The following is a 23816-nucleotide window of genomic DNA, read 5'->3' on the forward strand; positions in this document are numbered from 1 at the left end:
TCGCGCTACCGGAGCTGCCGGAGTTGACTCTTGTCGGGTTTGCCGCTGGCGGCGAGCGGAACCCGGTCGACGACCGTGACGGTTCGGGGCACGGCAAGATCGCCCATCTGTACGGCCACGAGCTTGCGCAGCAGGTCCGGATCAGGCGTCCTCCCGGCCGCCGGCACCACGAAGGCGTGCACGGCCTCGCCGGTCGTCTCGTCCGGACCGCCGACGACGTACGCCTCGGCGATCGCGGCATCGGAGGCGAGCGCCCGCTCCACAGCTCCGGCGTGGACCAACTGCGCGTTGACGATGATCACGTCCCGGGTGCGCCCGAGCAGCCGCAGGTAACCGTCGGCATCGAGCTCACCCAGGTCACGGGTCCGCACCCAGCCGTCCACGAACACCTCGGCCGACTCGTCCGGGTCCTGCCAATACGACGACGCCTGCGCGGGGGCGCGGACGTAGATCTCCCCATCGCGGACAGAGACCTCCACGGCCGGACGACCGACAGTGGCGAGCGTGGCCGCGTTCGCCACCATCTCGCCGGGGGTCGCCATCGCGATCATCGACGTCTCGGTCTGACCGTAGCCGTGGAAGAGCACCGGACCCAGTACGTCGAGCGCCTCCGCCAGTCGGCCCGGCGCGAGGGGCGACCCGGAGACCATCAGCGCACGCAGGTGACTCAGGTCGACCGGGTGGGCCTGTTGGTCCCGGATCAGTTGGTGCAACTTGCCGACCGTGATCACACTCGCGGTGGCGCGGTGCTCGACCAGGGCATCCGGGAAGACCGGCCGGGGTGCCACGACGAGGGTGCCGCCCGCCGCGAGGGCGAGGACGCCGTACTCCAGCATCACCTGGCTGGCCAGCGAGCCGAAGACCAGGTAGCGCTGCAAGCGGGTGGCCAGGTCGGCGATGGCCGGGGGCCACCGGTCCGGGTACGGCACCCAGGCCGCCGACATGGCCGCATAGCTCTGGACCACGCCCTTCGGCGTCCCCGTGCTCCCACTGGTCCAGATGATCCGCGCGGGATCATCGGGCCGTCCCGCCGCGACGAGTGGCAGCCCGTCGTCGGGGTGCTCGGCGAGCGAGGCCAGCCGAGCCGAGTCGACCACGAGGGCGCCGGCACGTTGTGCCGGGCTCAGGTCGGCCCGCCACCCGGACACCCGCGCCCCCACGGCGAAGGCGGCAACCGTGGCGGCGAAGGCGGCTGCGGTGACCGGCAGGTCGAGCGTGACACCTACTCCGGGCCCCGCGCCCAAGGAGCGCAGCCCGGCCGCGATGCGCCGGATCAAACCCGCCATCTCCGCTGCGGACGTGACGACCGGCCCGTCCTCGAAGACCGGCCGGTCCCCGCCGGCGGTCAGGAGGTCGAGGACGGGCTGCGGCCAGACGTCATCGGACATCGGCGAGGACGCCCTTGACGAAGACCTCGAGGGGCTGCCGGTGCACGGTCGGCAGGTCCCAGTTGTTCTCCAGGTTCTCCGCCAGGTGGTGCTCGGCGACGACCTGCCCGTCGCGCAACACCCGCACGACGGGGTGGAGATAGCTGGCGTCGTGCGCGGCGTTCGCGTCGTTCTCGGCCGGACGCGGCACGGTGACGTCGAACGGGTCGACCTGGTCGTGGTCGGGGCCGTACTCCAGGGTCACCAGGAACGCGAACACGTCCGGTTCCGCCTCCCGCAGGTAGGCGACCGGCATCTCCTCGCGGTAGCGGGCGGTCTCGTCCTCGACCGTGACGACGTCGCCGAGCACCGCGAACTGCTGCCACAGCGCCGAGGTCACGTTGATCCGGGCGATTATCGAGTCGGCGATCGCCTCCGGCGTCAGGGCGATCTGCCGGGACGGCCAGGGCTGCCCGTGGTGCCGCTCGCGCAGGATGTGGTGCAGCGCGCGGGTGGCATAGCGGAAGCCGTGGATGAAGCCGTTCGTGGACTTCTTGAAGTCACGCTGCTGGCTGAGGGTGCCGGCGAAGTGCAGACCGGGAATGTTCACCGACTCGAAGGCCGGGGTCTGCGCCGGGAACCGATCGTTGATGACCAGCTCCGGCCGGGCGGACTCGGCGAAGATGGACGCGTCGAAGCGGAACCCGGTGCAGAGGATGATCCGGTCGTACTCGAGTTCACGCAGGTTCTCGACCGTCCGGGCGTACCGGAGGAGCACCCGGAACCCACCGCCCTCCCGCTGGCTGATGTGCTCCACACTGCCGTCCAGGACGGCGTTCTGCGACTTCAGCTGATAGGTGTCCAGGAAGTTGTTGTTCACCGCGCGCAGGTGACCGACGTAGTGGGACTGCCAGGCCAGCTTGATGCTGTGCGGCCCGGCGACGTGAATCGTGGCGGCGGTCTCGACGAGCGCGTCCGCGGTCTCGAACGCCGAGTTGCCCTTACCGAGGATCAACACCCGCTGGTTGACGAAATCGGCGGGGTCGACGCTCACCGTGTCGTAACGCTCGGCCAGGTCCACGCCCTCGATCGGCGGCACGTAGAGCTGGGAGACGCCGGTGGCGACGACGACTCGCCGTGCCGTCCAGGTGTCGTCGCCGGCCCGTACCGTGAAGACGTCGCCGGCCTTCGACACGGCTGTCACCCGGGTGTCGTAACGGACGCGCAAACCCCGCGCGAAGTCGGCGAGATAACGCACCAGATCGTCAGCGGCCGGAAAGTAGCGCCTGCTGTAGTTCTTGAAGAGCAGCGCCGGATCGTCGGTCAGCAACGAGTTCCAGTCCGACCGTAGATTGAACTCCGGATCCTCCGAGCCGGTCCACACCTTGTTAATCGAAATCAACTGGCGGTGCCGGGGATAGGTCTCGAAGAACATGCCCGCCCGGGGGCCGCCCTCCAGCACCACATAGTCGTGACCGTCGCGCTCGAGCAGGGCCGCGAGCTGCAAACCCGCCGGCCCGGCTCCGATGATCAGGCAATCGTGCGTCATGCGGCGCAATTTACTGAGGCGATTTCAGAACGCTCTGAGAAGCTGTTCGTAGCATCCGCTTCCATGACGATTCAGGTGGATCTGGCAGCGCCGCTGCGCCCCGCCGACCTGCGCGCCGCAGCAGGCCCGGTCACGGTCGTGGTGGGCGAAGAGGTACGCAACCGGGTGACGACCGGCCGCGCATTCCTGGGCAAGGCACTCGGCGACGACCGGGCGATCTACGGTGCCACCACCGGTTTCGGGGCACTCGTCGGGTACGCGGGTCGAGCCGACCAACGCGACCAGGCCGACAACACCCTCGCCCACCTCGGCGCGGGCCAGGGTCCGGACCTCGCCCCGGACGTCGTACGCGCGACGCTGTTGGTCCGCGCCTGGTCTCTGGCCCGGGGCGCGTCCGGGGTCTCGCCGCACGTGATCGACGCGCTCGCGGCCATGCTCGGCACGACGTTCACACCGGCGATGCCCCGGCTCGGTTCCGTGGGGGCCAGCGGCGACCTGATTCCGCTCGGTGCCGCCGCCCAGGCGCTGCGCGGGCGCGGACACGCCTATGTGGACGGCGTCCGGATGCCCGCCGGGGAGGCACTTGCGAAGGTGGGCCTGGAACCGCTCCCGCTCGACGGCCGGGACGCGCTCGCGCTCGTCAACGGCACGTCGCTGACCACCGCCGCGCTGACCCTCGCCCTGGACCGGGTCCGCACCTCGCACCGCGTGGTGCAGACGTTGAGCTGCCTCCTGGCCGATCTGCTCGGCAGCGACCCGCAGTTCCTCGATCGCGCCCTCCTGGCCGCCTACGGTCACCGGGGCGCCATCGAGGTCGGCGCCGCGATGCGGGCGACCTGCGTCGGTCTGCGGGCGTCGGGCACCAGACCCTTGCAGGAGCCGTACAGCATCCGCTGCGCGCCACAGTTGCTCGGGGCGGCCGAGGACGCCCTGCGCTATGTCGACGGCGTCGTGGCGGCGGACCTCGGCGGGGTCAGCGACAACCCGCTGTTCTTCCCGGCCGACGACAGGGTCGTGCACGGCGGCAACTTCTTCGGACAGCCCGCTGCCTTCGCCGCCGACGTCCTGTCCATGGTGATCGCCCAGGTCGGCAACCTCGCGGAGCGTCAGCTCGACCTGCTGGTGGATCCGGGTCGCAACGGCGGGCTGCCACCGATGCTCGCGGCGGGGCCGGGTCAGCAGCACGGGCTACAGGGCGTCCAGCTCGCGTCGACCGCGCTCATCACCGAGATCAGGCGGGACACCATACCCGCGAGCACGCAGAGCCTCCCGACCAACCTGCACAACCAGGACGTCATCCCGCTCGGCACCCAAGCCGCGCTCCGTGCCCTGGACCAGGCGGAACTCCTGCGCCTGATCACCGGTTCGCTGGGACTGGGTCTGCGCCAGGCGGTGCATGTCGGAGCGCGCCGCCCGACTGCGGCGGGTTGCGACCGTGCGCTGCGGGCCCTGGAGGAGGCAATCGCCCCGATCGATCCGGACCGACCACTCGACGGGGACGTGCGAACGGCTGTCGAGATTCTGGAAGAGCTTGAAAAATCTCTGATTTCCGACTCGTACGGTGAGCGCCGTGACGCTTGATTACCTGATCATCGGGGCCGGTCCGGCCGGTCTTCAGCTCGCCGCCCTGCTCGAGGCCGACGGCACGCGTGACTATGTGGTGCTGGAGGGCGCCGACGGGCCGGGGGCGTTCTTCGCCACCTATCCGCGACACCGCCAACTCATCTCGATCAACAAACCGCACACGGGCACCGACGACCCCGAGCTGAATCTGCGGCTCGACTGGAACTCCCTGCTCACCGACGATCCGGCGCTGCTGTTCACGCAGTACACCGAGCGGTACTTCCCCGACGCCGAGGTGATGGTGCGATACCTCGCCGACTTCGCCACGAAGACGGGCGTCAAGGTCAGTTACGGCACCCGGGTGACGCGCGTGTCCAAGCACGACGACGTGTTCACGGTCGAGGCCGGCGACCGGCGCTGGCAGGCCCGCGCGGTGATCGTCGCCACCGGTGTGTCGAAGACCTACCGCCCGGACATCCCCGGATTCGAGCTGGCCGAGGGGTACGACGTGATGAGCGTCGAGCCCCGTGACTATCTCGACCAGAAGGTGCTCATCATCGGTAAGGGCAACTCCGCCTTCGAGACCGCCGACAGCCTCATGGAGACCACGACACTTATCCACCTCGCGGGGCCCAGCTCGGTCCGGATGGCGTGGCGCACCCACTACGTCGGGCACCTGCGCGCGGTGAACAACAACTTCCTCGACACCTACCAGCTCAAGTCGGCGAACGCGATCCTCGACGGCACGATCAAGAGCATCGAGCGCGACGGTACGGGCTACCGCGTCACGTTCAGCTTCTCGCGGGCCAACGAGGTCGTGAAGGAACTGCACTACGACCGGGTGCTGGCGTGCACGGGATTCCGATTCGACGACTCGATCTTCGACACCTCGGCCCGACCCCAGCTCACCATCAGGGACCGGTTTCCGGCACAGACGCAAGCATGGGAGTCGGTGAACGTCCCGGGGCTGTTCTTCGCCGGAACGATCTCGCAGGTACGCGACTTCAAGAAATCCACGAGCGGTTTCGTGCACGGCTTCCGCTACGCCGTACGCGCACTGCACAGGGTCCTCGCCCGCCGGTACGACGCCACGGACTGGCCGTCGGACAGGCTCGCCGCCGATCCGGCGGCCATGACCGCGGCGGTCATCGAGCGGATCAACCGCAGCTCGGCCCTGTGGCAGCAGTTCGGGTTCCTCGCCGACGTGCTCACCGTCGCCGGAGACGAGGCCCGGTACCACGAGGAGGTTCCGGTGGACTACCTCGTGTCGACCGGCCTGCACACCGCCGACCACGAGTACGACCAGGCATTCGTGATCACGCTGGAGTACGGCCCCGACCACGACCAGGTCGACCCGTTCGACATCACCGTGTCCCGCATCGCCCAGGATGTCGTGGGGCAGGCGCACGACGCGGCGTACCTGCACCCGGTGGTCCGTTACCACCGCGAGGGTCAGCTGATCAGCACGCACCACCTCGCCGAGAACCTGGAGAACCAGTGGGATCGGCCCGACGTCCACGTACGGCCGTTACAGGAGTTCCTCGGCCGTTGCCTCTCCGGTGCCGAGGGCTGACATGGACCCGGTCCACCAGGACTTCTTCGAAGGCGGTGCCGGGCGCGAACGCACCCTGGCCGACAACGAGCGGGCCTTCGAGCGGCGGTGGATCGTGCCACGGGTGCTGCGGGCGACCGGCGAGCGGGACCTACGCACCACTGTGGCCGGCACGTCGCTGGCCGCACCGGTCCTGGTCGCGCCGACGGCCTTTCATCGCCTCGCGTATGCCGAGGGCGAGGTCGCCACCGCGCGGGGAGCCGCGGCGGCCGGCACCGCGATGGTGGTCAGCATGGCCGCCACCCGGCCGATCGAGGAGATCGCGGCGGTGGGCGGGACGCTGTGGTTCCAGCTGTACCCCCAACCCGACCTCGACTTCACGGAGTACGTGGTGAAGCGCGCCGAGTCGGCGGGCTGCCAGGCGATCGTGGTGACCGTGGACTCCCCGGTGTTCGGGCGACGCGAGCGTGACCTGCGCAACGGCTTCACCGACCTGCCAGCCGGCTGTGCCTGCGAGAACATGCGCGACGCGACAGGCCAGGTGCGCCCGATCGCCATGGACGCGACGGTGGGGTGGGACCGGATCGCGTGGCTCCAAGGCGTCACGGGCCTGCCGATCCTGCTCAAGGGGATCCTGCATCCGGCGGATGCCCGCCTCGCGGTCGAGCACGGCGCCGGGGGCGTGATCGTGTCCAACCACGGCGGACGACAGCTCGACGGGACGATCCCCACGCTCGACGCGCTTCCCGCAGTCGTGGCAGCCGTGCACGGGCAGATTCCGGTGCTGCTCGACGGGGGTGTGCGCGCCGGCACCGACATGGTGGTCGCGCTGGCGCTCGGAGCGCAGGCGGTGCTGGTGGGGCGTCCGGTGGTGCGGGGGCTCGCGGCGGGCGGGTCGGAGGGCGTACGGGAGACCCTCGAACGACTCACCGGGGAGCTGGATCAGGCCCTCGCCCTGGCCGGAGCGCGGCGACCTGCCGATCTCACGCCCGACCAGGTGGTGACCCGATGAAGGCGGTGGTCGCCCTCCGGGAGTGGATCTTCGAGCGGGTGAACGGGACCGAGGGGGTTCCCGTTCCCGGGCCGCTGGTGGGGCCGGAGGACTTCGAGCGGGTCTACAGCCACCCGGCCGCCGACGGGCGCAGCCGCGGGGCCGGCCTCTCGGACCTGTTCTGGTACTGGCTCGCCCCCGGTCCACAGATGCATCAGGAGCACCTGGAGCCCGGCGAGGCGTACAAGACGGTCGCGCGGACGACACGTCAGGTGCTGGCCGTCCCCCACCCGCGCTCCGACGAGCTGGCGACGGCCGCGACCCGCCGGATCCTCGACGCGCTCCCGACCGGCCGGATCAGTCACGTGCGGTTACGGGACCTGATGATGCCGATCTGGGCCGAGGTCTCGTACGAGCTGGTGTTCGGCGCATCCTGCCCGCGCGAGGTGCGGGACCTCATCGTGGCGAACGCGGACGACGTGGTCACCGCGCTGAAGGGGATGAGTCTGCGGCACATGTCCCGGCGGGATCGCCTGACCCGCTACCTGCTGGACCGGATCGACGCGGGGACGTGCCCGGTCGTGCTGCCGCCGCCCTTCACCGCCCTGGAGACCGCCTGGTACCTCCAGGGCGCGTTCTTCAACACGGCGGTGGTGCAGATGTCGGAGGCCATGACACACATCCTGCTGTGCGCCCGGGCCGTCGAGGACACGTCGGACGACTCCCTCGACCGGATCATCGACGAGACGCTCCGCGTGTACCCGCTGTTCGGTATCGCACACCGGATCACCTCCGGACCGATCACCGTGGGAGATCACGCCCTCCCCACCGGATCGGTGCTGCTCTTCAACTATCCGGCCTACCAGCGCACCGGCCCCGCAGCCGACGACGCGTTCGACCCGGACCGCTGGCTGTCGTTGCGCCGGCAGGACGCCCATTTCATCCCGTACGGCGTCACCGCCAACCGGGCCTGTCCGGCTCGTGGCTCGGCCCCCGTCCAGTTGCGCGCGGCCACCCGGGAGGTGCTGCGGCGCTTCTCGGTCAGCTCGTCGGCGGCGCACACCCGCTCGCTGCCGAGTCGCGGTCCGGCGTACCTGACGCCCCGAGGTCTCGCCGGTCCTGGCCGCAAACGGCTCGCGCTCATGCGGCAGCGTGACCGGCTCTTCGACGTGGGGCGGTCGTTCACGCAGCTCGTCTGCGGCACCTGGATGGTCGTCGACGCCCGGCGACAGAAGTTGTGCACCCGGTTCTTCGAGGAGGCAGACGCATGACCCCCACCGAGCTCGCTCCGCGGTTCTTCATCGCAGTCGCGGTCATCCTGCTCTTCTGCAAGCTGGTCGCCTGGCTCCTGGGCAAGGTGGGCCAGCCACCCGTGGTGAGCGAGATGCTCGCCGGGGTGCTGCTCGGCCCGTCGCTGCTCGGCCTGCTGTGGCCGGGCGCGCAGGCCGCGCTCTTTCCCGCGCCGCTGCTGCCGATCCTGTACGTGGTCGGCCAGGTCGGCCTGGTGCTGTTCATGTTCCAGGCCGGGTACGCCTTCACCTCGCACCGGGTGACCGGGCTCGCCGGCACGGCGGGAGCGGTGTCACTCGCGGGTGTCAGCGCCCCTCTGGTGCTGGGGATCCTGCTGGTCCTGGGCATGGCGGGCTTCGTCCCGATCCGCACGGACGGCGTGTCGCTCGGTGTGTCCGCGGCGTTCGTCGGCGTGGCGCTGGCGATCACGGCCTTCCCGATGCTCGCCCGGATCATCACCGAACGCGGCCTCGCCGGCACCCGCTTCGGGTTGCTCGCCCTGGCCAGCGGCGCGGTCGACGACATGGTCGCGTGGATCATGCTGGCCGCGGTGCTGGCGTTCGCCTCGGGCGCCGCCGGCCCGGCCCTGGTCACCGTGGGTGGCGCGGTGCTGTTCGGGGTGGTGCTGTGGCTGGGTGGGCGGCGGGTGACCGGCTACGTGATGGGGTTCCCGGGCGAACGTGCGCGGCTGCTCGGCACTGTGGCGGTGCTCTTCCTGGTCGCCTGGTACACCGACGAGATCGGGCTCTACGCGGTCTTCGGCGCTTTCGCGGTCGGTGTGGTGATGCCGCGCTCGGCGCAGACCGACAAGGTGGTCGACACGCTGACGCCGATCGCGGCGACGGTGTTCCTGCCGCTGTTCTTCACCTACTCCGGGCTGCGCACCGAGTTCGCGCTGTTGGGCAACCTGGCCGTACTCGGCTTCGCCGCCGCGTGCGTGACCGTCGCGATCGTCGGCAAGTTCGGCGCCTGCTGGGCCGCGGCCCGGGTGCGCGGCGAGCCGAACACTGTCGCGTTGCGGGTCGGCGCCCTCATGAACGCGCGGGGCCTGATGCAGCTCATCGCCCTGAACGTGGGACTGGAGGCGGGCATCGTGAACTCGTCGCTCTTCACCGTGCTGGTGGTGGTCGCGCTCATCACGACACTCATGACGACGCCGCTGCTCACCTGGATCGACCGACGCGAGGCCCGAACTTCCGCGCCCACACCGTCGCGCGTGGCCGTCGGAACCCGGTAAATTGTTTGTTTGAGGCGACAAGTTCTCCGAGACATAGAGACTTCTCGATGCACTGGTGTCACTATCGAAGCATGAACCGACTCCTGCTCGTCGAGGACGACTCGGAGCTGCGCGGCATGGTGGCCGAGACACTGACCGGCGAGGGATACGTCGTCGACCAGGCCCCCGACGGTCAGCGCGGTCTGCATCTGGGGCTCACCCGGCCGTACGACGTCATGGTGATCGACCGACGCCTACCGGCCCTCGACGGGCTGGACCTGGTCGTCCGGCTGCGCTCGCGTGCGGTGGCCGCCCGGGCGCTGCTGCTGACCGCGCTCGGCGCCGTCGAGGACCGGATCGCCGGCCTCGACGCGGGTGCCGACGACTACCTGACGAAACCCTTCGACCTGGACGAGTTGAGCGCCCGCATCCGGGCCCTCTGCCGCCGGGTCACCGACTCCACCGAGGTGCTGCGGTTCGGGGCAGGCCAGCTCGACCTGTCCGTACGCGACGCCGTCCTACCCGACGGCACCCGGATCGCCCTGTCCGCACGCGAGTTCGAGCTCCTCCGGGTCCTCGCGTCCCGGCCGCTCACCGTCCACTCCCGCGCCGAGCTACGCAGCCGAGTCTTCGACGGGGCTGCCGCGGCGTCCCTGGTCGACACGTACGTCTACTACCTGCGCCGCAAGCTCGGCCGCTCGGTGATCCGGACCGTCCACGGCCTCGGCTACCGGCTGGGCAGCCTGTGAACGTCGAGGACACGATGCTGCGCCGAGCCAGGGCGCGGGTCAGTCTGCTCGTCGGACTCACCATGACGGCGCTGCTCGCCCTGGGTGCCGCCATCTCCTATGCCGCCCTGCTGCACAACCAGCACGAGCAGATCGAACGAGAGCTCAGCTACGGCGTGGTCCACGGCACCATCGACGGTCCACCGGCCTGTAGCTGGATCATCCTGTCCGACGGTGGCCGCACCGACCTGGGTCGGAACCCGCCGCCACCGGGCTTCCCCCTGCGTTCCGCCATCGACGCGGCGGCCTCCGACCAGCAGGTCCACAGCGACAAGGTCGACCGGAACGGCACGACCTACTACGTCCGCACCCAGCCACGCGGCACGGGAGTGGTGCAAGCGGTGTTCGACGCACGCTTCCAACTCTCCGACCGGCGTCACCTGCTCGCCGCCTTCCTGCTCGCCGCGATCGTCGGCCTCGCCGCGGCAGCCCTCACGGGCATCGCCGTGGGCCGCCGGGCCGTGGCACCGCTCGCCGAGGCGCTCGGACGGCAACGTCGGTTCGTCGCCGACGCCAGCCACGAACTCCGGACGCCCATCGCCCAGGTCCACACCCGCGCCCAGATCCTGGCCCGCCGCGCCGGGGCCGACCGGGCCGACTACGACCGCCTCATCGAGACCACCGGACGCCTCGGTGAGATCGTCGACGAGCTCCTGCTCTCCGCCCGCCTCGCCGCCACCCCGGTCGACCGTCATCTCTCCGAGCCGGTCAACCTGGCCCTCCTCACCGCCCAGGCCGTCGACTGCGAGGCCGACCGCGCCGCGGAGCAGGGCGTCCAGCTGCACGTGACAGTCCCGGACAGCCCGGTCCTAGTCCCCGGCATCGCCTCGGCCCTGCGCCGCATGGTCGGTGAACTGCTCGCCAACGCCCTCACGCACACCCCGAGCGGCGGCCGCATCGATGTCGCCCTGCACACCTCCCGCTGCGGCGCGGACCTGGTGGTCAGGGACAGCGGTGCCGGCTTCGATCCCGCCGACGCGCGACACCTCTTCGACCGCTTCCACCGCGGTGCCGGGGCCAAGGACCGGCGCTTCGGTCTGGGCCTGGCCCTCCTGCGCGAGGTCGTCACCAGCCACGGCGGGACGATCTCCACCGACAGCCGGCCCGGTGCCGGCGCGACCTTCACCGTCCGCCTACCGACAGTTTCGCCTCGGGCCGCCGCCTGACCGGCCCGGTCCGGCGAGCTGCGCGTCTCGGCGCAGAAAAGGTCAGCGGCCTGGCCGGTGAACCCGACCAAGCCGCTGACCTGCAAAAACAAGGGTGGAGCCGAGGGGACTCGAACCCCTGACCCCCACACTGCCAGTGTGGTGCGCTACCAGCTGCGCCACGGCCCCTTGCTGTCGTCCCGGTCGCCCGGGCACTGGGAAACTATACACAGACCGGCTGGCATGGTCATCTCGCGGGGTCCCCGACCGGCCGGGTCAGTTCAGCGCCACGTCCGGCGGGAAGTGGGCGACCGCGGCCATCATCCCGCCCTGCCGCCGCAGCACCATCGGCCACAGGTCGTCGGGGCGGTCGACGAAGGCGTCGCCGGGCAGGGCGTCCAGCAGGAACCAGGAGCCGTCGGCGATCTCCTGCTCCAACTGGCCGCTGCCCCAGCCGGAGTAACCGGCGAAGACCCGAATTCCGCCGATGCTCTCCCGCAGCTTCTCCGGGTCGACGGAGAGGTCGATCGTGCCGACCGCCCCGGACACCTGGTGGAAGCCCTTGAGCCGGCGCAGCGGTTGCCGCATCCGGGCCAGGCAGATCGCCGAGTCGGGTTGCACCGGGCCGCCCTCGAAGAGCACCGCCGGGTGGCGGGCCAGGTCGCTCCAGTCACCCAGCACCTCGGCGACCGGCACCTCGGTCGCCCGGTTCAGGACGACGCCGAGCGCGCCGCCCGGCTCGTGGGCGACAAGCAGCACCACCGTACGGTCGAAGTTCGGGTCCTTGAGCGCCGGAGTCGCGACCAGCAGCCGCCCGGTCATCGACTCCATCGCTCGTCCGCCGATCGCCTGGCCCTCTCCCTGCATCCCGCCTACCCGTCAGCCGTGAGCCCGCACCCGGGTTCCGTCATTCGCCGCCTCCGCACGGTGCATCGGTGTCCGCCGCGCTGTCAACGCCATGCCTGGCACCATAGCCTGCGTCCCGGGCGCTGGCTAAGGTCTGAGCGGCGGGTGATCGGACAGTTGCGACGGAGGCTCGATGGCACCGACGGCGGACCTCGCGGTGATCGGCGGCTCGGGGCTCTACGCCCTCCTCGACGGCACCCCTCATGAGCTGGGCACCCCTTACGGTCCGCCGTCCGACGCGGTGACCATCGCGGAGGTGGCCGGGCGACGGGTCGCGTTCCTGCCCCGGCACGGTTCCGACCACCGGTTCCCACCGCACCGAATCCCGTACCGGGCCAACATGTGGGCGCTGCGCTCCCTCGGCGTACGCCAGGTTCTGGCGCCGTGCGCCGTCGGGGGGTTGCGTCCGGAGCTGGGGCCGGGCACGTTCGTGGTGCCGGACCAGCTCGTCGACCGCACCAGCGGACGGGTGCAGACCTACTACGACGAGGGCGCGGTGCACGTGCCGTTCGCCGACCCGTACTGCCCACGGGGCCGTCACGCCCTGCTCGCCGCGGCGGCTTCCCGGGACGTCACGGCGGTGGACGGTGGGACGGTGGTGGTGGTCGAGGGCCCACGGTTCTCGACCCGGGCCGAGTCCCGCTGGTACGCCTCGATCGGCGGCACTGTCGTGAACATGACTGGCCACCCGGAAGCGGTACTCGCCCGCGAGATGGCGCTCTGCTACTCCTCGATCGCGTTGATCACCGACCTGGACGCCGGGGTGCGGGCGGGCGAGTCGGTGACCCAGGACGAGGTCTTCCGGGTCTTCGCGGCCAACACCGAGCGCCTGCGGGACGTGCTGCTGGACGCGGTGGCCGCGTTGCCCACCGAGCAGGACTGCGCCTGCGGTCGGGCTCTCGACGGCATCAAACTGCCCTTCGCGCTCCCCTGAGCGCTCTCCGAAGGCCTCCTCGGACGCCGGAAAAGCCCGAAAGGTCTGTCACATCCCGATAGATTCGGCTGATCGGGAGGGCGGCCACGGTCGCTCCTGCGCGCGAGACGGAGGCAGGCGACGATGACAACGGTCCGGGACGCGACGTACGACGTGCTCCGCGCCCTCGGCATGACCACCGTCTTCGGCAACCCCGGTTCCACCGAGGAGCCGTTCCTGCGCGACTTCCCAGCCGACTTCCACTACGTCCACGCGCTGCACGAGGCCACGGCGGTGGCGATGGCCGACGGGTACGCCCAGGCGGCCGGCACCCCCGCGCACGTCAACCTGCACACCGCCCCGGGCGTGGGCAACGGCATGGGCAACCTGGTGACGGCCTGGCACAACAAGACCCCGCTGATCGTCACCGCCGGCCAGCAGACCCGGGAAATGCTGCTGCTGGAGCCCCGACTGACCAACCGGCGAGCCGTCCAACTGCCCGAGCCGTACGTCAAGTGGAGCTACGAGCCGGTCCGCGCGCAGGACATCCCGGCGGCGCTGCTGCGGGCGTACGCGACAGCCGTGCAGCCCCCGGTCGGGCCCGTCTTCCTCTCCCTGCCGATGGACGACTGGGCCCAGCCCGCCGAGGCGCCGCCCGCACCGCGCTCGGTGGCGACCCGATTCGCGCCGGACCCGCAGCGGTTGGAGACCTTCGCCCGCATACTGGCGGACAGCCGTGACCCGGTACTGGTGTTCGGGCCCGGCGTCGACCGCTCCGGCAGTTGGCCGGAGGCCGTCGCGCTGGCCGAGCGGCTGGCCGCACCGGTGTGGTCCGCCCCGGCGCCGGAGCGGGCCGTGTTCCCGGAGGACCACCCACAGTTCCGGGGCGTCCTGCCGTTCGCGATCGGACCACTGGCGGAGGCGCTGCACGGGCACGACACCGTCCTGGTCGTCGGCGCGCCGGTGTTCCGCTACTACCCGCACGTGCCGGGCGACCACCTGCCCGAGGGCGCCCGGCTGCTACACGTCACGGACGACCCGGACGAGGCGGCCCGAGCCCCGGTCGGCGACAGCCTGCTCGGCGACCCCGGACTGGCCCTCGCCGCCCTGCTCGACCTGCTCCTGGCCGTCGACCGTCGACCGCCGGCACCTCGGGCCGCCCCGACGCCGCCGGAGGTCACCGCGCCGCTGAGCGCCGACGCGATGTTCGCCGCGCTGGCCGCGCACTGGCCCTCGGACGGCGTGCTGGTCCAGGAGTCACCGTCCAACCTGGCCGCGCTCCGCCGCCGCCTGCGCATCAACCGGCCGGCGTCGTACTTCACGATGGCCAGCGGCGGGCTCGGCTACGGCCTGCCGGCCGCGATCGGGGTGGCGCTGGCCGAGCGGGACACCGGGCGCGGCCGGCCGGTGGTGGCGGTGATCGGCGACGGCTCGTTCCACTATTCGGTGCAGGCGCTCTGGACCGCCGCGCGCCTGTCCCTGCCCGTCGTGGTCGTCGTCCCGATCAATCAGCAGTACGCGATCCTGAAGGCCTTCGCCGAGCTGAAGGACACTCCGGGGGTGCCCGGGCTGGACCTGCCGGGGCTGGACATCTCCGCGATCGCAGCCGGCTACGGCTGCGCCACCGAGGTGGTGCAGACCCCCGACGAACTCGGCGCGGCCCTCGCCACCGGCCTGCGCGCCGAGGGTCCCACCGTGCTGCCGGTGCCGATCAGCACCGACGTGCCCACGATCCTCTGACCAGGAGCCGGACGAGGCACGAATTGTCGCCCCGCGCCCGGGGCGCGGTACGGGCGGTCGGCGGCCAGGGCCTGGCGGGCGTCACCGCGGGGCGATCGACAGCGGAGTGCCGCTGAAGACGTCCAGGACCGGCCGCGCCCCCAGCGGCGCGGCCAGGGCGACGGTGACCGGCTCCAGTTTGAGCACGGCGGTGCAGACGCCCGTGGACCGGGTGACCGCGCCGCCGACGATCACCACGTCCGGCCGTTCGGAGACCAGCGGGGTGATGCCGGTGTCGCAGGCGCCCACGCCCAGGCGCACGGTCAACCGAGCGTCGTCCACCGCCGCGAGGTCTTGGGCACCCACCAACCCGTCCGGCAGCGGCTGCGTCGGTGGGGGCGCCGAGGGGACCGGTGTGACCGCCGTCGGCGCGACGGCGAGTTGGGCCACCGGGGTGGCCAGCTCCTCCACCGTGAACAACCAGGCTGGTACCTGCGCCTCGCCTCGACTCGTCCGGACCGGTACGGCACCGAGGGTCACCCCGGTGACCGTCAGCGGAAGGCAGGCCGTCTCCGTCGGGCTGGTCGCCCAGCCGTCCGGCCCGGGCTCGACTGTCGGACCGCCGGGGCTCGGCCGGCCGGGTCGCTTCGGCCGTCCCGGGCAGGGCAGTGGGTCACCCTGGTCGAGTTGCCGGTACGCCTCGGCCGCGCTGACCAGCGGCAGCGTCATCCGGCCGTCCGGGAAACGGATCTCGGCACCGACGCGGGTGGGCGGGATGGCGACCTGCGCGCGGTACCAACCGGCCCGGAAGGCCGTCTCGGTGTCGGGCGTGAAGCGCGGGTCGCCGGTGAGCACGGTCGGTCCCTGCAGAGGGACGTACCCGTCATGCCAGGCTGGACCGGGCCGCCACGCCGCGGCGACCGCGGTGGCCCGCTCGTCGAACGCACGGTTGGTCGACGCGGTGGGGCCGACGGCGGGGTCGACCCCGGTCGCGGCGCAGCCCACCATGGACAGCAGAGGCAGTACGAGCAGCAGAACCGGTCGGCGCATGCCGGGTTGGACGGCGTCGGCGAGCCGTGGGTTCCGCGGTCGACTCAGGTCTCGCGGCACCCCCCTCGGCCTGCGACGGCACGGTGTCGGCGGCGGAGGCGTTCAGGCGTTCGCCAGTCGGCGGAGTTCGGCGGCGACGGCGCGAGCCCCGGGCGCGGCCTCGGCACCACCGGCAACGAACGCGTCGGCCAGTGCGCGCAGCTCGGACGGCGGCAGGATGGACAGGCCCATGCCCCGCAGAGGGATCGTGGCCCGCTGCCCGCTGACCCGATCGGTGACGACGATGGCCGACCGGTCCCCACGGGCCGGAGCGTCCTCCCCCGCCTCGCGGTACGACCCGGGGTCGACGGCGGCGGTGGCGAGATCGACGGTACGGCTGCGCAGGGCACCCCGCACGTACACGCGGGTGCCGTCCAACCACGCGGCCGTCCGCAGCACCCGCAGCACCAGGTAGACGCCGAGCAGGACGAACGGAAGCCCGCAGAGCCCGAGAAACAGCCCCCGCCCCGGGTCGCCCCCGGACTCCCGCAGGGCGGGCGGGAGCATTCCCGGCGGTAGATCGCGAGCGTCCTCGTAGGAGGCGAACCCGTCCCCCGGACCGGTGAGGCGACGCAGCAGCCCGCCGGCGAGCAGGGGTACCAGCACGAACGCCGCACCGATCGCCGCGACGAGCACCCCCGTCACCACCGCGAGCGTGCGCTGACCGGCCGACGCTCCGACCGACAGGCGCAGTTCCTGGTTCGCCACAGCGGCAGCGTAGGCGGCGACGGCCCCACCCCGCCGCCCGGCGCCGGTCCCGAGCGCGCCGCGGTGATCGACTCCACGGGTGACATCGGCCAGATACGACGATGCGCCCCGGCCGGTCGGCCGGGGCGCATCGCTTCGAGGTGGTGGAGGTGCCGGGAATCGAACCCGGGTCCTTCGCCGGTTTGTCAGGGCTTCTCCGAGCGCAGCTCGCTGTGCCTCTACTCGGCCCCACCGCTCACGCGAGCAAGTTGGTGTGACGGGCCCAGTCGCTGATTGATCTCGCCGCACGGACCCCGCGACCGGGTCCGATTGGCCAGCCTTCTAGCTGATGCCGGCTACTGGGACGAAGGCGTTCCCAGGCCGACAGACTTAGCTACTCGCCTCAGGCGGCGAGAGCGAAGTCAGCGCGATTGCTCTTGGCGCTTATAAGTTTCCGACGACCGATTCTCGAGACGACGTCGGCTTCCTCGGCTCGCTTCCCCTGTCGCTGCGTACGAAGTCGAAACCAGTCACCCCCTCGACAGGCCGCCGATGTGGCGGCACTGACAAGGATAACGCCTGCCGCAACGGCTTTCATCCCGAGCCCCGAGTCGGCGTGCCGACCTGGACAAACGTGATGAATCAGTCGTCCATTCCCTTGCCGCGCCGACCGGACACCCGGGCGATCTCCCGGTCCGCGTCGCGCTTGGCGAGGTCCTGGCGCTTGTCGTACGACTTCTTGCCCTTGGCCAGGGCGATCTCGACCTTGGCCCAGCCGTCGGAGAAGTAGACCTGCAACGGGACGATCGTCAGACCGCCCTCACGGGTCTTGCCGACGAGCTTGTCGATCTCACCGCGGTTGAGCAGCAGCTTGCGCGTACGCCGGGGCTCGTGGTTGGTCCAGGTGCCCTGCGTGTACTCCGGGATGTGCATCGCGTGCAGGTACAGCTCGCCGTCGCGCTCCTGGGCGAACGCGTCGACGAGCGACGCCCGCCCGGCCCGCAGCGACTTGACCTCGGTGCCGGTCAGCGCCATACCCGCCTCGTACGTGTCGAGGATCGCGTAGTCGTGGCGCGCCTTCTTGTTGGAGGCGACCACCTTGCGCCCCTTTTCCCGTGGCATCGGCGCCACCCCCTCCCCCGGTCCGTCCGACTCCGGGGCCACCCCGGCCGGACAACCGATCATGCTACCCGAATGAGGCTTATTCGGGCTCTGGCCGTTGGTCAAGTCGCGCCATCGTGAGGGCCGCCCGAATAAGCCTCATTGACAAGGACCCTCCCGCGCCGTTTATTCCGGCTGCGGGAGGGTCCCCGAAAGGCGACGGGCGCGACCCGTACGGCCCTAGACCCGCAGGTAGAAGCGCAGGGTGATCCAGGCGGTGGCGGCGCTGACCAGGCCACCGACGATTGCCATGAACGGGAAGATGAACAGGATGTCGCCCCAGGTGATCGGCGACAGCAGGCCCTGCAACGCCTTGAGTGACCCGTCGAAGAGCAGATATTTCGCTGCCACCAGGGCCACCAGGCCGAGCAGTGCGCCGATCAGGCCGGCCACGACGGCCTCCAGCACGAACGGTGCCTGGATGAACCAGTTGGACGCGCCGACCAGCTTCATGACCGCCACCTCGCGCCGCTTGCTGTACGCGGCGACCTGGATGGTGTTGGCCACCAGGAGCAGTGCGGCGATGGCCATCACGACCGCGGCGGCCAGAGCGATGTTCTGGATCGCGCTGAGGACGTCGAAGATCTTGTCCAGGAGCCGGCTCTGGTCGACGATCTCGTCGACGCCCTCGGTCTCCTTGTACTGGTCGTAGATGTTCTTGTACTGCTCCGGGTTGTTCAGCTTGAGTCGGAACGACTCCGGCAGCTGATCCGGCTTGACCGCGTTCACCAGGTCCGGCGCGTCCTGGTACATCTCCTGGAACTTCTTGTACGCCTCGTCCTTGTTGACGTAGATGACTTCCTTGACCAGGGGGTCGTTCTTCAACTTGTCGTTCAGGTCGGTGCGCTGCTGCTCGCTCACCTCCTGGCTCAGGAAGATCGAGACCTCGATGTTCTTGTAGTAGAGGTCCTTCATGTCGTCAACCTGGCGGTACATGAGACCGCTGGCACCGAGCATGGTCAGCGAGACCGCCATCGTGATGATCATCGCGACGGTCATGGTCACGTTGCGCCACAGTCCGACCAGTACCTCGGACAGGACGTATTTCACGCGCATCGGGTTTTCCTCCGGGTCTCCGGCATGAAGTCTTCGTCGTCAGGCTGCGAAAGGGGTGAGCGCCGGCTCACCCGTAGACGCCGCGGGCCTGGTCACGCACGATGCGGCCGCTCTCGATCTCGATGACGCGGCGGCGCATCTGGTTCACGATGTTGGAGTCGTGGGTGACCATCACGACGGTCGTGCCGGTGCGGTTGATCCGGTCCAGCAGGCGCATGATCTCGATCGAGGTGTCCGGGTCCAGGTTTCCCGTCGGCTCGTCCGCCAGCAGGATCAGCGGACGGTTCACGAACGCCCGGGCGACGGCGACCCGCTGCTGCTCACCACCGGAGAGCTCGTGCGGGTAGCGGTGCTCCTTGCCACCGAGCCCGACCAGCTCCAGCACCTCCGGCACGACCCGGCGGGCAACCGCCTTGGTCTTGCCGATCACCTCGAGAGCGAACGCCACGTTCTCGTAGGCGGTGCGGTTCGGCAGCAGCCGGAAGTCCTGGAAGACGCAGCCGATCGAACGCCGGAAGTGGGGTCGCTTCCAGGAGCGCATCGACGTGACGTCCTTGCTGTTGACGATGACGCGCCCCTTGTTGGGGGTCACCTCGTGCAGCAGCATCTTGATGATCGTGGACTTGCCGGAGCCGGATGGACCGATGAAGAAGACGAACTCGCCCTTCTCGATCGAGACGGACACGTTGTCGAGCGAAGGCCGGGACGCCTTCGGGTACGTCTTCGTCACTTGCTCAAGCTGAATCACGGGTCGTGAGTCTACGCGGTGTAACAACTGAGCCAAGCCCCACGCCCCGCAGAAGGGGCGCGCGTCGTCGAATCAGGCTTTCACCTGGAGATCGACGACGCGCTCCGCCCCCACGCCGTCACGCACTGTCGCCGGCGAGCTGACGCTGCTTACGCCAACGAATACCGGCCTCGATGAAACCGTCCAGTTCGCCGTCGAAGACCGCGCTGGGATTGCCGGTCTCCTGCTCGGTTCGCAAATCCTTCACCATCTGATACGGGTGCAGGACGTACGAGCGCATCTGGTCGCCCCACGAGCCGGCGGCGTTCTCCTTCAGGCCCTCCAGCTTGGCCTGCTCCTCCTGGCGCTTGCGCTCCAACAGTCGCGCCTGGAGCACCCGTAGCGCGGAGGCCTTGTTCTGTAGCTGGGACTTTTCGTTCTGGCAGGTCACCACGATGCCGGTGGGGATGTGGGTGAGCCGGACCGCCGAGTCGGTGGTGTTGACGCTCTGCCCACCCGGGCCCGAGGACCGGTAGACGTCGGTCCGGACCTCGTTCTCCGGGATGTCGATGTGGTCGGTCTGCTCGGTGACCGGCAGCACCTCGACGCCCGCGAAGCTGGTCTGCCGGCGGCCCTGATTGTCGAACGGGCTGATCCGGACCAGCCGGTGGGTGCCCGACTCGACGCTGAGCGTGCCGTACGCGTACGGCACCTTGACCGCGAAGGTGGCCGACTTCAGGCCCGCCTCCTCGGCGTACGAGGTCTCGTAGACCTCGGTCGGGTAGCCGTGCCGCTCGGCCCAGCGCAGGTACATCCGCAGCAGCATCTCGGCGAAGTCGGCCGCGTCCACACCACCCGCGCCGGCCCGGATGGCGACCAGCGCCTCCCGGGAGTCGTACTCGCCGGAGAGCAGGGTGCGGACCTCCATCTCCTGGATGGCCTTGGTCAACCCGGTGATCTCGGTCTCGACCTCGGTCAGCACACCCGGGTCGGACTCGGCCTCGGCCAGTTCCAGCAGCACCCGGGCGTCGTCGAGCTGCGAGCGCAGGCTGCCCAGCTTGCTGATCTCGCCGTTGACGTACGACAGCTGCGAGGTCACCTGCTGAGCCTTGGCCTGGTCGTCCCACAGGTCAGGGGCGGACGCCTCCTGCTCCAGGCGGGCCTTGTCCTCGTGCAGCCGGTCCAGATTGAGGACGGCCTCGATGTTGCGCAGGGTCGCGTCGAGTTCCTTGAGCTGTTCGGCGTAATCGGCAGCGGTCACGACAGACAAGCGTACTGCGCGGACGAGGAGTGAGCTTGCGAGCCCCGCAGGTCCGCGCCAAATCGACACTGTGCCGGCAGCGGCGCAGCTCGTTCCGTGTCCGGGAACCCGCCGGTGATCACCCGACCGGGGCGGACTTCAGCCACGACAGGGCCGCCTTGTGGTAGGCGACGGCGAACTCCAGCGCGCTGGCGTCGTACGTCTCGCCGTCCCGTTTGGCGTTCTTCACCTGTTCCCGGACCTGGGCGAGGGCCTCGGTGTGGTATTCGTTGGCCGAGGCGTACAGGCCCTTGAGCTGGCTGGACGAGTGGAGGTTGCCGAAGGCCATCCGGAGCGCGATCGGGTTGCGGATCGTGTCCCGCCCCGGGTTCTCCGCCAGCCAGCGGGAGAACGTCCGTTTCCCACTGGCGGTGAGCGCGTACGGCTGGCTCATGCGGGGGCCCGGCTTGCCGAGCCGCACGTACCCGCGCTCGGCCAGGACCGGCAACTCGCGGTAGACCTGACTGCGGGTCATCGACCAGTAGGGCGCCAGCCGGCGCTCTGCGGCGGCCATCAACTGGCCGCCTGTCATGGGACCCTCGTGGAGCAGCCCGAGGAGGGCTGCCGCCGTGGGGTTGACTCCGGATTCCGCCATGCCCGTTACGCTGCCACTTTGCGCTGCCGGCGTCCAGGATTTGCCGGTTTGCCACCCGACAGGTCTTCCTATGTGCACTGTCGGCGACAGACTGTCCGTTGAGGACTATCGATGGATGGTCGCCCTCGACCGACCGCCGGCGGCGCTGGGCGCACCGCCGGCGGGTCGCCGCAGGTCAGCCCATGTGGGGGTACGTGTGGTCGGTCGGCGGCACGAAGGTCTCCTTGATCGTCCGCGGTGACACCCAGCGGACCAGGTTCAGCCAGGAGCCCGCCTTGTCGTTGGTGCCGCTGGCGCGGGCGCCACCGAAGGGCTGCTGCCCCACCACGGCACCGGTCGGCTTGTCGTTGATGTAGAAGTTGCCGGCCGCATACCGCATGCGCTCGCCGACCGCGTCGACGACCCGGCGGTCGGTGGCGAACACCGACCCGGTCAGCGCGTACGGGGCGATCGACTCGGCCTGCGCGACCACCTCGTCGAAGCGGGCGTCGTCGAACACGTGCACACCCAGGATCGGCCCGAAGTACTCGGTGGTGAACGTCTCGTGCGCGGCATCGGAGCACTCGAAGAGCGTCGGCCGGACGAAGTAGCCGACCGAGTCGTCGGCCGTGCCGCCGGCCAGCACCCGGCAGCTGTCGTCGCCGGCGATCAGGTCCAGCGCCGCGGTGTGCCGGGCGAATGCCTTGTCGTCGATCACCGCGCCGCCGAAGTTGCCGAAGTCGGCCACGTCGCCGTAGGTCAGCGAGTCGGCGGTCGCGGCCAGGCGGTCACGCAGGCCACCCTCCCAGATCGAGCGCGGCACGTACGCCCGGGAGGCGGCCGAGCACTTCTGACCCTGGTACTCGTACGCGCCGCGGATCAGCGCGGTGTGCAGCGCGTCCACGTCGGCGCTGCTGTGCGCGACCACGAAGTCCTTGCCGCCGGTCTCGCCGACCAGTCGCGGGTAGCCCCGGTAGCGCGCGATGTTGTCGCCGACGGTCTTCCACAACTGCTGGAAGACCTTCGTCGAACCGGTGAAGTGGATACCGGCCAGGTCCGGGTCGGCGAGCACGACGTCCGAGACCTCCTCGCCCCGGCCGGTCACCATGTTGATCACACCGGGCGGCAGACCGGCGGCCTCGAACAGCCGCATGGTGAAGTGCGCGGCGAACTGCTGGGTCGGGCCCGGCTTCCAGATCACGGTGTTGCCCAGCAGCGCCGGTGCCGACGGCAGGTTGCCGGCGATGGCCGTGAAGTTGAACGGCGTGACCGCGTAGACGAAGCCCTCCAGCGGGCGGTGGTCGAAGCGGTTCCAGACGCCGGGGGACGACGCCGGCTGCTCCTCGAGCAGACGCCGCGCGAAGTGCACGTTGAAGCGCAGGAAGTCGATGAACTCACAGGCCGCGTCGATCTCCGCCTGGATCGCGGTCTTCGACTGGCCGAGCATGGTGGCGGCGTTGAGCGTGTCCCGCCAGGGGCCGGCGAGCAGTTCGGCGGCGCGCAGGAAGATCGCGGCGCGCTCCTCGAACGGAAGTGCCCGCCACATCGGCGCGGCGTCCTTGGCCGCCTTGATCGCGGCGCGGGCATCGTCGTGGGTGGCGTGCGCGGTCACGCCGAGCACGTGGGCGTGCTTGTGCGGCTGCACCACGTTGATCGGGTCACCGGCCGCCATCCGCTGCTCGCCGCCGATGGTCATCGGCAGGTCGACACGCTCGGCGGCCAGCTCGGTCAGCCGCCGCTGGAGCCGCTCGCGGTCCGCGCTGCCCGGCTCGTAGTTACGAACCGGCTCGTTGCGCGGCTCGGGAACGGAGAACACGGCATCCATCAAGGCTCCTGGCGATCTCGACAGCGGTGGCGAAACCGGACCCGCGGGCACCGACCGGACAGCCGGACACCGGACGCCGCGCGGGGTGGCCGAGCAGCGGCGGGACCTCCCCCGATTGTTTCACGCGAAGGTGCTGACCCTGCCGCCGCCGTCACCCGATCGCGAAGGACCGGCTGCCCCTCCTCCCCTTACCGCTCGCGGTGGTGGGCTGGGGCGATCCCTTACCGCTCACGGTGGTGGGCTGGGGGGCGAGCGTCCCCGGCTCCGGGCGGTCAGGCTTGATCCCTCCGCCGGATGCTGGAGGACGCCGGCCTCAAGGGCAAGCAGCAGCTCGTCATCGGGGTGAAGGACGACCAGCCGGGCATCTCGCAGCGCCTTCCAGACGTTGTTCGGAAGGC

20 protein-coding genes, 1 tRNA gene and 1 other RNA gene are annotated in these 23816 nt (G+C 70.3%); 9 read left to right on the forward strand and 13 right to left on the reverse strand.

Annotated features, from left to right (window positions below):
* Positions 1 to 5: 5 nt before the first annotated feature.
* A complete protein-coding gene (locus tag ABZV06_RS20015) occupies positions 6 to 1388 on the reverse strand; it encodes a fatty acid--CoA ligase family protein (protein WP_355623239.1) in 1383 nt (460 codons plus the stop codon).
* A complete protein-coding gene (locus tag ABZV06_RS20020) occupies positions 1378 to 2916 on the reverse strand; it encodes an NAD(P)-binding domain-containing protein (RefSeq protein WP_355623242.1) in 1539 nt (512 codons plus the stop codon). The genes ABZV06_RS20015 and ABZV06_RS20020 overlap by 11 nt, the downstream gene beginning before the upstream one ends.
* 63 nt (positions 2917 to 2979) lie before the next feature.
* Between ABZV06_RS20020 and ABZV06_RS20025 the strand changes: the two genes are divergently transcribed.
* The 7 genes from ABZV06_RS20025 to ABZV06_RS20055 all read left to right on the forward strand — a co-directional run bounded on the left by ABZV06_RS20025 (position 2980) and on the right by ABZV06_RS20055 (position 11482).
* On the forward strand, positions 2980 to 4497 hold the full coding sequence (locus ABZV06_RS20025; RefSeq protein WP_355623245.1) for an aromatic amino acid ammonia-lyase: 1518 nt from the start codon (positions 2980 to 2982) through the stop codon (positions 4495 to 4497).
* On the forward strand, positions 4487 to 6052 hold the full coding sequence (locus tag ABZV06_RS20030; protein ID WP_355623248.1) for an NAD(P)-binding domain-containing protein: 1566 nt from the start codon (positions 4487 to 4489) through the stop codon (positions 6050 to 6052). Before ABZV06_RS20025 ends, ABZV06_RS20030 begins: the two co-directional genes overlap by 11 nt.
* A gap of 1 nt (position 6053) precedes the next feature.
* Positions 6054 to 7043: an alpha-hydroxy acid oxidase gene (locus ABZV06_RS20035; protein WP_355623251.1), complete on the forward strand. Its 990-nt coding sequence runs from the start codon at positions 6054 to 6056 to the stop codon at positions 7041 to 7043.
* A complete protein-coding gene (locus ABZV06_RS20040; protein WP_355623254.1) occupies positions 7040 to 8293 on the forward strand; it encodes a cytochrome P450 in 1254 nt (417 codons plus the stop codon). Before ABZV06_RS20035 ends, ABZV06_RS20040 begins: the two co-directional genes overlap by 4 nt.
* Entirely contained in the window at positions 8290 to 9549 is a 1260-nt protein-coding gene (locus ABZV06_RS20045) for a cation:proton antiporter (RefSeq protein WP_355623257.1), read from the forward strand. The genes ABZV06_RS20040 and ABZV06_RS20045 overlap by 4 nt, the downstream gene beginning before the upstream one ends.
* 71 nt (positions 9550 to 9620) lie before the next feature.
* Positions 9621 to 10277 (forward strand): response regulator transcription factor, encoded by a 657-nt coding sequence (locus ABZV06_RS20050; protein ID WP_355623260.1) that lies wholly within the window; start codon positions 9621 to 9623, stop codon positions 10275 to 10277.
* Positions 10274 to 11482: a HAMP domain-containing sensor histidine kinase gene (locus ABZV06_RS20055; RefSeq protein WP_355232726.1), complete on the forward strand. Its 1209-nt coding sequence runs from the start codon at positions 10274 to 10276 to the stop codon at positions 11480 to 11482. Before ABZV06_RS20050 ends, ABZV06_RS20055 begins: the two co-directional genes overlap by 4 nt.
* A gap of 95 nt (positions 11483 to 11577) precedes the next feature.
* On the opposite strand, the gene ABZV06_RS20060 is transcribed toward ABZV06_RS20055, so the two are convergent.
* Both ABZV06_RS20060 and ABZV06_RS20065 read right to left on the reverse strand, forming a co-directional pair.
* A tRNA-Ala gene (locus ABZV06_RS20060) sits at positions 11578 to 11650 on the reverse strand.
* Between the two features lie 87 nt (positions 11651 to 11737).
* Complete coding sequence (locus ABZV06_RS20065) at positions 11738 to 12328, reverse strand: YqgE/AlgH family protein (protein ID WP_234583082.1); 591 nt, start codon at positions 12326 to 12328, stop codon at positions 11738 to 11740.
* A gap of 172 nt (positions 12329 to 12500) precedes the next feature.
* Between ABZV06_RS20065 and ABZV06_RS20070 the strand changes: the two genes are divergently transcribed.
* Positions 12501 to 13301 carry an S-methyl-5'-thioadenosine phosphorylase gene (locus ABZV06_RS20070; RefSeq protein ID WP_355232725.1) on the forward strand — a complete coding sequence of 267 codons (801 nt, stop codon included), beginning with the start codon at positions 12501 to 12503 and terminating at the stop codon, positions 13299 to 13301.
* Positions 13302 to 13424: 123 nt separating this feature from the next.
* Positions 13425 to 15020 carry a benzoylformate decarboxylase gene (gene mdlC, locus ABZV06_RS20075; RefSeq protein WP_355623263.1) on the forward strand — a complete coding sequence of 532 codons (1596 nt, stop codon included), beginning with the start codon at positions 13425 to 13427 and terminating at the stop codon, positions 15018 to 15020.
* Positions 15021 to 15101: 81 nt separating this feature from the next.
* Here the strand turns inward: mdlC and ABZV06_RS20080 are convergent, their stop codons facing one another.
* From ABZV06_RS20080 to pruA, 9 genes are all read right to left on the reverse strand, one after another.
* The gene (locus ABZV06_RS20080; RefSeq protein WP_355623265.1) at positions 15102 to 16049 is read right to left on the reverse strand and encodes a hypothetical protein; all 948 of its coding nucleotides are present in this window, start codon (positions 16047 to 16049) and stop codon (positions 15102 to 15104) included.
* A gap of 102 nt (positions 16050 to 16151) precedes the next feature.
* Positions 16152 to 16796: a hypothetical protein gene (locus ABZV06_RS20085; protein ID WP_355623268.1), complete on the reverse strand. Its 645-nt coding sequence runs from the start codon at positions 16794 to 16796 to the stop codon at positions 16152 to 16154.
* A 141-nt stretch (positions 16797 to 16937) separates the two neighbouring features.
* Positions 16938 to 17313, reverse strand: a transfer-messenger RNA (tmRNA) gene (gene ssrA / locus ABZV06_RS20090).
* 104 nt (positions 17314 to 17417) lie between these two features.
* Positions 17418 to 17897 carry an SsrA-binding protein SmpB gene (smpB, locus tag ABZV06_RS20095; RefSeq protein WP_124775313.1) on the reverse strand — a complete coding sequence of 160 codons (480 nt, stop codon included), beginning with the start codon at positions 17895 to 17897 and terminating at the stop codon, positions 17418 to 17420.
* A 219-nt stretch (positions 17898 to 18116) separates the two neighbouring features.
* Positions 18117 to 18992, reverse strand: coding sequence for a permease-like cell division protein FtsX (ftsX, locus tag ABZV06_RS20100; RefSeq protein WP_355232721.1), 876 nt, complete (start codon positions 18990 to 18992; stop codon positions 18117 to 18119).
* A gap of 67 nt (positions 18993 to 19059) precedes the next feature.
* Entirely contained in the window at positions 19060 to 19740 is a 681-nt protein-coding gene (gene ftsE / locus ABZV06_RS20105; protein ID WP_007455859.1) for a cell division ATP-binding protein FtsE, read from the reverse strand.
* A 118-nt stretch (positions 19741 to 19858) separates the two neighbouring features.
* Entirely contained in the window at positions 19859 to 20980 is a 1122-nt protein-coding gene (gene prfB / locus ABZV06_RS20110) for a peptide chain release factor 2 (RefSeq protein ID WP_355232720.1), read from the reverse strand.
* 118 nt (positions 20981 to 21098) lie between these two features.
* A complete protein-coding gene (locus ABZV06_RS20115; RefSeq protein WP_355232719.1) occupies positions 21099 to 21614 on the reverse strand; it encodes a PadR family transcriptional regulator in 516 nt (171 codons plus the stop codon).
* Positions 21615 to 21789: 175 nt separating this feature from the next.
* On the reverse strand, positions 21790 to 23418 hold the full coding sequence (gene pruA / locus ABZV06_RS20120; protein WP_355623271.1) for an L-glutamate gamma-semialdehyde dehydrogenase: 1629 nt from the start codon (positions 23416 to 23418) through the stop codon (positions 21790 to 21792).
* Positions 23419 to 23816 lie beyond the last annotated feature (398 nt).

It is taken from the genome of Micromonospora sp. NPDC005172 (assembly GCF_040608555.1).
GTDB lineage: Bacteria > Actinomycetota > Actinomycetes > Mycobacteriales > Micromonosporaceae > Micromonospora.

What these genes read in the sequence shown, in the direction of transcription:
- ABZV06_RS20015 (WP_355623239.1), bottom strand. Translation starts at nt 1,388, where the DNA reads ATGTCCGATGACGTCTGGCCGCAGCCCGTCCTCGACCTCCTGACCGCC.
- ABZV06_RS20020 (WP_355623242.1), bottom strand. Translation starts at nt 2,916, where the DNA reads ATGACGCACGATTGCCTGATCATCGGAGCCGGGCCGGCGGGTTTGCAG.
- ABZV06_RS20025 (WP_355623245.1), top strand. Translation starts at nt 2,980, where the DNA reads ATGACGATTCAGGTGGATCTGGCAGCGCCGCTGCGCCCCGCCGACCTG.
- ABZV06_RS20035 (WP_355623251.1), top strand. Translation starts at nt 6,054, where the DNA reads ATGGACCCGGTCCACCAGGACTTCTTCGAAGGCGGTGCCGGGCGCGAA.
- ABZV06_RS20040 (WP_355623254.1), top strand. Translation starts at nt 7,040, where the DNA reads ATGAAGGCGGTGGTCGCCCTCCGGGAGTGGATCTTCGAGCGGGTGAAC.
- ABZV06_RS20045 (WP_355623257.1), top strand. Translation starts at nt 8,290, where the DNA reads ATGACCCCCACCGAGCTCGCTCCGCGGTTCTTCATCGCAGTCGCGGTC.
- ABZV06_RS20050 (WP_355623260.1), top strand. Translation starts at nt 9,621, where the DNA reads ATGAACCGACTCCTGCTCGTCGAGGACGACTCGGAGCTGCGCGGCATG.
- ABZV06_RS20065 (WP_234583082.1), bottom strand. Translation starts at nt 12,328, where the DNA reads ATGCAGGGAGAGGGCCAGGCGATCGGCGGACGAGCGATGGAGTCGATG.
- ABZV06_RS20070 (WP_355232725.1), top strand. Translation starts at nt 12,501, where the DNA reads ATGGCACCGACGGCGGACCTCGCGGTGATCGGCGGCTCGGGGCTCTAC.
- mdlC (WP_355623263.1), top strand. Translation starts at nt 13,425, where the DNA reads ATGACAACGGTCCGGGACGCGACGTACGACGTGCTCCGCGCCCTCGGC.
- ABZV06_RS20080 (WP_355623265.1), bottom strand. Translation starts at nt 16,049, where the DNA reads ATGCGCCGACCGGTTCTGCTGCTCGTACTGCCTCTGCTGTCCATGGTG.
- smpB (WP_124775313.1), bottom strand. Translation starts at nt 17,897, where the DNA reads ATGCCACGGGAAAAGGGGCGCAAGGTGGTCGCCTCCAACAAGAAGGCG.
- ftsX (WP_355232721.1), bottom strand. Translation starts at nt 18,992, where the DNA reads ATGCGCGTGAAATACGTCCTGTCCGAGGTACTGGTCGGACTGTGGCGC.
- ABZV06_RS20115 (WP_355232719.1), bottom strand. Translation starts at nt 21,614, where the DNA reads ATGGCGGAATCCGGAGTCAACCCCACGGCGGCAGCCCTCCTCGGGCTG.
- pruA (WP_355623271.1), bottom strand. Translation starts at nt 23,418, where the DNA reads ATGGATGCCGTGTTCTCCGTTCCCGAGCCGCGCAACGAGCCGGTTCGT.